This is a genomic window from Embleya hyalina (genome assembly GCF_003967355.1).
GTDB classification, from domain to species: Bacteria; Actinomycetota; Actinomycetes; order Streptomycetales; family Streptomycetaceae; genus Embleya; species Embleya hyalina.
This window is the reverse complement of record NZ_BIFH01000032.1, coordinates 210,535-218,296: the sequence shown is the minus strand read 5'-3', so window position 1 is coordinate 218,296 and position 7,762 is coordinate 210,535. Positions and strand designations below refer to the sequence as shown.

Below are 7,762 nucleotides of genomic sequence, written 5' to 3'. Positions count from 1 at the left end.
AAGCGGCGCCCCCGCTCGGCCCGGTCCTCGCCCAGCGCAGTGTCCGGCCGCGCCGCGCGCTCCAAGTCCCGGTCCGGCCCCAAGCTGCGCTCCCGCTCGGCTCGGTCCCCGTCCAGCGCAGCGGCTCGCCCCGTGTCCCTGGCCTCCGCCCGGCCCCAACCCGCGCCCTGGCTCCGGCCGGCGCAGGGGCGTGCGCCGCGCCTTCGTTCCCTCTCTCGCTTGTGCTCCACCCGGTGCAGCGCCTCGCGATCCCGCGCCGCTCAGTGCTGCGCTTCGCCTCGCGCCTTGGCCCTGGGTGGCCCGGTTCGCGCAGCGGTTGCGGTCGCGGCTGTGGGTCAGTGGGGGGTCAGGCCGGCGTTGTGGGCGATCAGGCCGGCCTGGGTGCGGTTGGTGCAGGAGAGTTTGGTCAGGGTGCGGGAGACGTAGGCCTTGACCGTCGGTTCCGTGAGGTGCAGGCGGGCGGCGATCTGGGCGTTGGACAGGCCTTCTCCCAGGCAGGCGAGGATCCGGGTCTCCTGTTCGGTCAGGTCGCGGATCGTGTGGCGGGCCTCGCGGCGGGCGGTCTCGCGGGCCGCGCTCGCGCCGATCAGGTTGCGGGCCGCGGCCGGGGACAACACGGTATTGCCCTCGACGGCCACCCGAAGTAGCGCGACCAGGTCCTCGGGCGGGGTGTCCTTGAGCAGGAAACCCACCGCGCCGGTGTGCAGCGCCCGCAGCACGTGGTCGTCGGTGTCGATCGTGGTCAGCACCACGACCTTGGGCGGCGCGTCCAGGCGGACCATCCGGCGCAGCGCGGTCAGCCCGTCCACGCCCGGCATGTGCAGGTCGAGCAGCACCAGGTCGGGCCGATGCCGGACCACCTGTTCCAGGGCCTCGGCGCCGTCGTAGGCCTCGCCGACGATGTCGATGTCCTCGGCGCCGCCGAGGATGGTGCGCAGGTGCGCGCACACCATACGTTCGTCGTCCACGAGCAGGAGTCGGATCATGCGGCACCTTCGTCGAGCACGGGCAGGGTGATGGAAGGGGGCGGGGAGTCGGCGGTTTCGGCGACCGGGATCAGCGCGTCGACGGTGAACCCGCCGGTGTCGTCCGGCCCGGCCCGGAAGCGGCCGCCGAGCAGTTCGACCCGCTCGCGCAGACCGAGCAGGCCGGTGCCGCCCGTGCCCAGGTCGACGTCGGGGGTCCTGGTCCCGGCGGTGTTGGCGACGGTGACCGCGATGCCCTCGGGCTCGTGCCGCACGGCCACGGTCACATGCGCGCCGGGGGCGTGCTTGTGCACGTTGGTCAGCGCCTCCTGGACCACCCGCCGCGCCCCGCGTACGGCGGCCGGCGCGTGGTCGGCGGGCGCCGATCCGGTCACCGTGAGGTCGACCTCGACGCCCGCCGCCCGCGAGTCGGCGACCAGGTCGGACACGTCCAGACCGACCGGCTCCGCGCCCCGCGCGGGTGTACCGGGCGGCGTCGGGTCGTCGGGATCGCGCAGGATGGCCACCAACTCGCGCAGCTCGGACAGCGCCTGACAGCCCGTCAACCGCAACTCCTCGGCGGCGGAGCGTACGTTGTCCCGTTCCGCGATGGTGCGCAGCGCGCCCGCCTGAAGCACCATCAGGCTGACCCGGTGGGTGATCATGTCGTGCATCTCGCCCGCCAACCGGCGGCGTTCCTCGATCCGTGCCCGCCGGTCCCGCTCGGCCTGCTCGCGTTCGACCCGCTCGGCGCGTTCGGCCAGCGCGAGGATCAGGCCGCGACGCGACGCGAGGTACTTCCCGAGCAGCAGCGGCGTGACGACGGCCAGGATCTCCACGAACACGTCCGACCCCGGCTGCGCCCGCCACGGCTCGCACATGGTCACCGCGAGCCCGGCGGCGAGCGCCCACGCGGTGCGCCGGGTCGGGGCGTAGGCGCCGAGCGCGTAGGCCGCGAAGGGACCGGCCAGCACGGGGCCGCCGAGGGAGAGCGCGAAGACGACGCCGGCGGAGGCGATCGGTCGGCGTCGCCGCTGCACGAGCGCGGCGCCCGCGGCGACCTGGACGAGCACGCCCCACCACGGCAGCGGATGCGGCGGATGCACCCCGTCGCCGTCGAACGAGCCGAGCGCGCGGAGCAGTCCGGCCACCACGGCGACCGAGGCGGCCAGTACGACGTCGAACACGACGGCGCGGGCGATCGTCGCGGGTGGTGGCGGGTGCACGTTCGCCAAGGTACCGGCAGGTGTCCAGGCATCCGGCCAGTCGGCGGGCGCCGGGGACGGACGCCGCCCGAAGCGGATCGGCACCTCACTCGGACCCGAGTGCGCCGAGCACCGACATGCGCGCCGCGCGCCGAGCCGGCCAGGCCGCCGCGAGCAGTCCCACGCCCAGGGCGCCGAGGACGAACAGGGCGATCCGCGGCCACGGGATCGTCGCGCCGAGCGGGACGTTGCCCAGGTCGATCCCGCGCACCGCCAACACCCCCACCGTGGTGCCGAGCCCGACCCCGAGCAGCGCGCCGAACAGCGAGATCAGCGCCGCCTCCAGGCGGATCAGCGCGCGCACCCGGCGGGCGTCCAGGCCGATCGCACGCAACAGGCCGATCTCCCGGGTGCGTTCCAGGACCGACATCGCCAGCGTGTTGACGATGCCGATGACCGCGATCAGCACGGCCATCGCCAGCAGCCCGTAGACGATGTTCAGGAGCAGGTCGATGGCGGCGCCCAGACCTCGGCGCAGTTCGTCCTTCGACTGCACGCGCAGGGCCGGATCGGCTCCGAAGGCGTCCTTCAGGGTCGCCTCCAGGGCCCGCGCCTCACCCGGTGCGCTCTTGACGAACACCTGGCGGCCGACCGGGCGTTCGAGGTGCGGGTCCAGGGTGCGGGTGGAGACCGTGTAGGGGAGCACGATCGGATTGGCCCGGTAGATCCCGCCGACGCGCAGTGTGCCGGACGTGCCGTCGGGATACGTCACCGGCACGGTCGCGCCGACGCCCAGCCCACGCGACTCGGCCTCGACCCGCTCCACGAGCAGGTCCGTGCCCAGCGCCTCGGGCCCGCCCGCGACGAAGTCGAGGCGCAGCACCTTCGGGCCCGCGACCGGGTCCAGCGCGGCCACCTCCTGCTCGGTGTCGCCGATCCGCGCGGTCGCCGTGCGGTACACGCTCGCCGCCTCGACGTGCGGCAACCGGCCGATGCGGTCCACCGTCGAGGCGGCCATCGGGTCGCGCAGCGTCGTGGACACCGCGTAGTCGGCGGTCAGCCCGCGCGCCGCCGCGTGGTCGAGGCTGTCCTTGAGCGACGCGCCGATCACGGTCAGGCCGGTGACCAGGAACAGGCCGACCATCAACGCGGACGCGGTCGCGGCCGTGCGGCGCGGATCACGCAGCGCGTTGCGGCTCGCCAGCGTCCCGGTCACCCCGAACACCCGGGTCAGCGGCCGCGCGAGCGCCCCGATGACGCCGACCGAAAGCAGCGGGATCAACATCAGCACGCCGGTGACGGCCACCACGCCGCACACCGTGACCAAGACCGGCTCGCCGTTGCCTCCGGGGGCGGCCCGAACCGTGGCGTAGCCGCCGCCGACGCCCACGCCGATCAGGAGCAGGCCGGCCAGATTGCGCCGAAACAGCCCGGCCGGGCTCGGCGGATTCGCGCGCAACGCCGCCATCGGGGCGATCCTGGCCACCTTGCGGGTGGGCAGCCAGGCGGCGGCGACGGTCACGCCGATGCCCACCACGAGCGACCACAGGATCGTGCCGGGCCGCACCACGAGCGGGCCGCGCGGCGGTGCGGCGTCGGTGTCGCGCAGCAGCGCGAGCAGGCCGGTGGACAGCGCGATTCCGAGCAGCAGCCCGAGCAGCGCGCCGACCAGGCCGGTGATCAGCGCCTCCAGGCGCACCGAGCGGGTGACCTGCCGCCGGGTGGCGCCGACCGCGCGCAACAGCGCGAGTTCGCGGGTGCGGCGGCCGATCAGCATGGTGAAGGTGTTGGTGATGATGAACGTCCCGACGAACAGCGCGATGCCGGCGAACACCAGCAGCCCGGTGGCCAGTCCGGCGGTCCCGGCCGAGGCCAGGTCGCGGCGCTCGGCGGTGAGCGCGGCGCCCGTGACCGCCTCGGAGCCGGCGGGGACGAGGGGGCGGACGGCGTCCAGGAGCGCGGCGTCGGATGTGCCGGGGCGGGCGGTGACGGTGATCAGGTCGTAGGTGTCGGGGGCGCCGAACAGGCGCTGCGCGGTGGGGGTGTCGAACAGGGTGAGGGTGGCGCCGAGCCGGATCCGGGCGTCGACGGCGTGCACGGTGCCGACGAGGGTGGCGTCCAGTGTGCCGCCGCCGGCGACCACGCGCAGCCGGTCGCCGATCCGGTAGCCGGCCGTCCGGGCCCCGGCCTCGTCCAGCGCGACCTCGCCGGCGGCGCTCGGCGCGCGGCCCTGGGCCAGCCGGTACAGCGGATCGGAACCCTGCGGCCCGGGCGCGTAGTTGGTACCCGCGGACTCCTCCACCCGACCGACCAGGTCCCCGTCACGGTCGACCACCACGGCGGGCCCGGTGACGGAGCCGCGCACGGCCGCCACGCCGGGCAGCCCGCGCAGCCGCTCCACCAGCCGGGGTCCCAGGGCGGCGGGATCGCCGGCGACGTGCTCCGAGTCGGCGCGAACCCCCACGCCCACCCCGGCGAAGTCGTCCGCGGCGGAGGTGGCGGCGGCCTCCGTGATGGTGTCCTTGAGCGTGAGCACACCGGCCACGAAGGCCACACCGAAGACGATGGCGAGCACGGTGAGCGCCAGGCGCATGCGCTGCGCGGCAAGCGTACGAAGAGCATTCCTGAGCATGAGCAACGTCCCGAGGCCGACCCTGTCCCGGCCGGCGCCGGGTCGCGTCCCACCCTCGCCGCGCCCACGATCGGCCCGATACGGCCGACGGTGCCCACTCGTGTCCCCGATCCCCCCGACGCCGACCCGATCGACGCACGCCGATCGACGAAGGTATCGATTCGGACGCACCCACGGGCGACGTGCGCCTCTCGCCCGGGCGCACGCCTCGCCCGGGTGCGCCGGCGTGTCGGCGGCCGGGACGAACTTCCCCGCACCGTTGCCGCGAAAGCCCCGATCACGGCTCGACTCGCTCGACTCGCCCGGCACGCCGTCGAGTCGAGGTCGACGGACGCGAAGGTCGAGCCGAGGGGCGCACCACCGAAGAGTTGCCCGCATGCCGACCCCCGTCCTCCCGTCGTCGGCGATCCGGGCCCGGGCGTTCGGCGGATCACCCGTGTAGCGCTCGGCCCACGCGGACCGGCCGCGTACCCGGTTCGAGCGGGGTTCGGCCCGCCTCGGTCGGCCGGTGTTCGGGTCCCGGGCGGCGCGGTGCGCGGCGTGCGGTCGTCGACCGGGACGTCGAAGGCGACCACGGGCCGGATGTCGCGCGACCGGGCGCGCCGCCGTCGCGTTCGCCGTCCGTCGCGTGCCGCTCACTGTCTGTCGACTCTCGCCTGTCGAAACGGGCCCGCGACCACGGCGGGCGTGTTTAATCGGGGTCGGGGGCCGAGGCACGGGATACGACGGAAGGACCCGCGGTGAGCACGGTGGATCGGCACGGCCTCGAACTGTCCGGGATGGGGCCGGAGGCGGCTCGGCACCACGAACGTGCGCTCGACGCCCTCCTGTTCTTTCGGCCGGAGGTTTCCGCCGAGGTGGAGGCCGCGTTGCGGGCGGCTCCCGAGGCGCCGATGGCGCACGCGTTCGCCGCCTATCTCGGGCTGCTGGGTACCGAGTCGGCCGATGCCGCCGCCGCGCGCGAGCGATATGCCGCCTTCGCGGCCGGCGGGGCGCGGGCGGACGCGCGCGAGTCGGCCCATCTGGCGGCGGCCGAGGCGTGGTTGGCCGGCGACATCCACCGGGCCGGCGACATCCTGCGCGACCTGGTCGTGGCACACCCCCGGGACGCGCTCGCGCTCGCGATCGGCCATCAGATCGACTTCTTCACCGGTGACGCGACCCGGCTGCGCGACCGCGTCGGCGGCGCGCTGTCCGCGTGGGACCCGGACGATCCGCACTACGGGCCCCTGCTCGGGATGTCCGCGTTCGGCCTGGAGGAGACCGGCCACTACGAGCGTTCCGAACAGGCCGGACTGGCCGCCGTGGCGGCACACCCGCGCGACGTGTGGGCGATCCACGCGGTGGTGCACACGTACGAGATGCAGGGCCGCTTCGCCGAGGGCATCCGCTTCCTGGACGCCCGGGTCGGCGACTGGTCCGGCGGCAACTACCTCAACGTGCACAACTGGTGGCACTACGGCCTGTACGCGATCGAGGCCGGCGCGATCGACCGGGCGCTGGCCATCTACGACGCCGTGCTGCACAACGACCGCTCGATGGGCGTCGCGATGGAACTCCTGGACGCCTCCGCCCTGTTGTGGCGCATCCACCTCGCGGGCGGCGAACAACGCGAGCGCTGGGCCCGACTGGCCGACGCGTGGGCGGCCCGCGCGGACGGCCCGTACTACGCCTTCAACGACGTGCACGCGGTGATGGCGTATCTGGGCGCCGGCCGGATCGCCGACGCCGAGGCGGTGACGCGCGAGCGGGAGCGGTGGCTGGCCGACCCGCACCCCGGGGTGAGCAACCACACGATGACCGCCGAGGTCGGCCTGCCGGTGTGTCGTGCGCTGGTCGCCTTCGAACAGGGGCGCTATCGGGACACCGTCGACATCCTCGTCCCGATCCGGCACCGCCTGAACACGTTCGGCGGCAGTCACGCGCAGCGCGACGCGATCCAGCAGACCCTGGTCGAGGCGGCCCTGCGCGCACACCGGCACGACCTGGCCCGCACCCTTCTGAGCGAGCGCGTCAACCTGCGACCGAGCAGCCCGTACAACTGGCTGGCCCGGGCCCGACTGGCCGAGGAACTGGGCCGGGCGGCCGAGGCGGCCACGGCCCGGGAGCACGCGGCCGAGCACACGAAGGCGATCACCGTCGCCTGGGGGCGTTGAGCGGCGAGCGGCCCCGGCCGCCCGGGGCCGACCGCCCGACGGCCGTGCGCGAGAATGGCCGACCTGTCCGGGGCCGCGGGGATGCGCCGAGCCCTCCGACACCGTCGACGAGCGCTGGAGAGTGGTAGGCATGGGTGAGCCCCCGGTGACCGGTTCCGTGGTACGACGCGAGCCCCCGGACGACCCCGGACTCGTCGCCGCCGCCGCGCAGTCGCCCGGCGGCTCGGTCGCCGAGATCGACCCGGCCTACGCCGACGACCCGAACGGCTACGTGCCCGGCGAGGCGATCCGCGGCGCGTGGCTGGTCGGCCCCGACGGGGTGCTCACCGGCGAGTACCGGGAGAACCCGCACCACGGCCCGCCGCGGGACGACTTCGCGAAACTGCTCGACCGGGACGCGTGGTTCGACTGGCTCGGCGACGACCCGGCCGGCGCGCTGCGCGAATCGGTCACCGACTGCTTCGCGGGTCAGGCCCCGGGCGCGACGCTGACCTGGATGAAGATCCTCGAACCGCCGCGCGCGGCCACCACCGGCCGGCCCGACCCGGACAACGAGCAGTACCTGATCCCCACCCGCACCTCGCTCGCCGTCTGGTTCGCCGCGCAGATCGAGGCGCCGGACCGGGACCGGGCCACCGTGTGCGGCATCTTCACCTGGGCCGCGAGCGGCCTCGACCGACCCGCCGAGCGCCGCGACCGGGTGTGGCTCGACCTGGACGGGGCCGACCTCGACTGGGCCGAGAAGCAGCTACCGCCCCGGATGTACGCCCTGGACGCGGAAACGGCCTCCTGACCGCTCGCGGG

General features: G+C 74.7%; 5 protein-coding genes. 2 read left to right on the top strand and 3 right to left on the bottom strand.

The window, feature by feature from the left end:
* Window positions 1–335 precede the first annotated feature (335 nt).
* The 3 genes from EMA17_RS35115 to EMA17_RS35105 all read right to left on the bottom strand — a co-directional run bounded on the left by EMA17_RS35115 (window position 336) and on the right by EMA17_RS35105 (window position 4,802).
* Entirely contained in the window at window positions 336–986 is a 651-nt protein-coding gene (locus tag EMA17_RS35115) for a response regulator (protein WP_126641209.1), read from the bottom strand.
* Window positions 983–2,191 (bottom strand): sensor histidine kinase, encoded by a 1,209-nt coding sequence (locus tag EMA17_RS35110; protein ID WP_126641208.1) that lies wholly within the window; start codon window positions 2,189–2,191, stop codon window positions 983–985. Before EMA17_RS35110 ends, EMA17_RS35115 begins: the two co-directional genes overlap by 4 nt.
* 85 nt (window positions 2,192–2,276) lie before the next feature.
* Entirely contained in the window at window positions 2,277–4,802 is a 2,526-nt protein-coding gene (locus EMA17_RS35105; RefSeq protein ID WP_160161679.1) for an ABC transporter permease, read from the bottom strand.
* 740 nt (window positions 4,803–5,542) lie between these two features.
* Here EMA17_RS35105 and EMA17_RS35100 point away from each other — a divergent pair.
* The gene (locus tag EMA17_RS35100; RefSeq protein ID WP_126641206.1) at window positions 5,543–6,958 is read left to right on the top strand and encodes a tetratricopeptide repeat protein; all 1,416 of its coding nucleotides are present in this window, start codon (window positions 5,543–5,545) and stop codon (window positions 6,956–6,958) included.
* Window positions 6,959–7,088: 130 nt separating this feature from the next.
* Complete coding sequence (locus EMA17_RS35095) at window positions 7,089–7,751, top strand: hypothetical protein (RefSeq protein WP_126641205.1); 663 nt, start codon at window positions 7,089–7,091, stop codon at window positions 7,749–7,751.
* The last annotated feature ends 11 nt before the right edge of the window (window positions 7,752–7,762 follow it).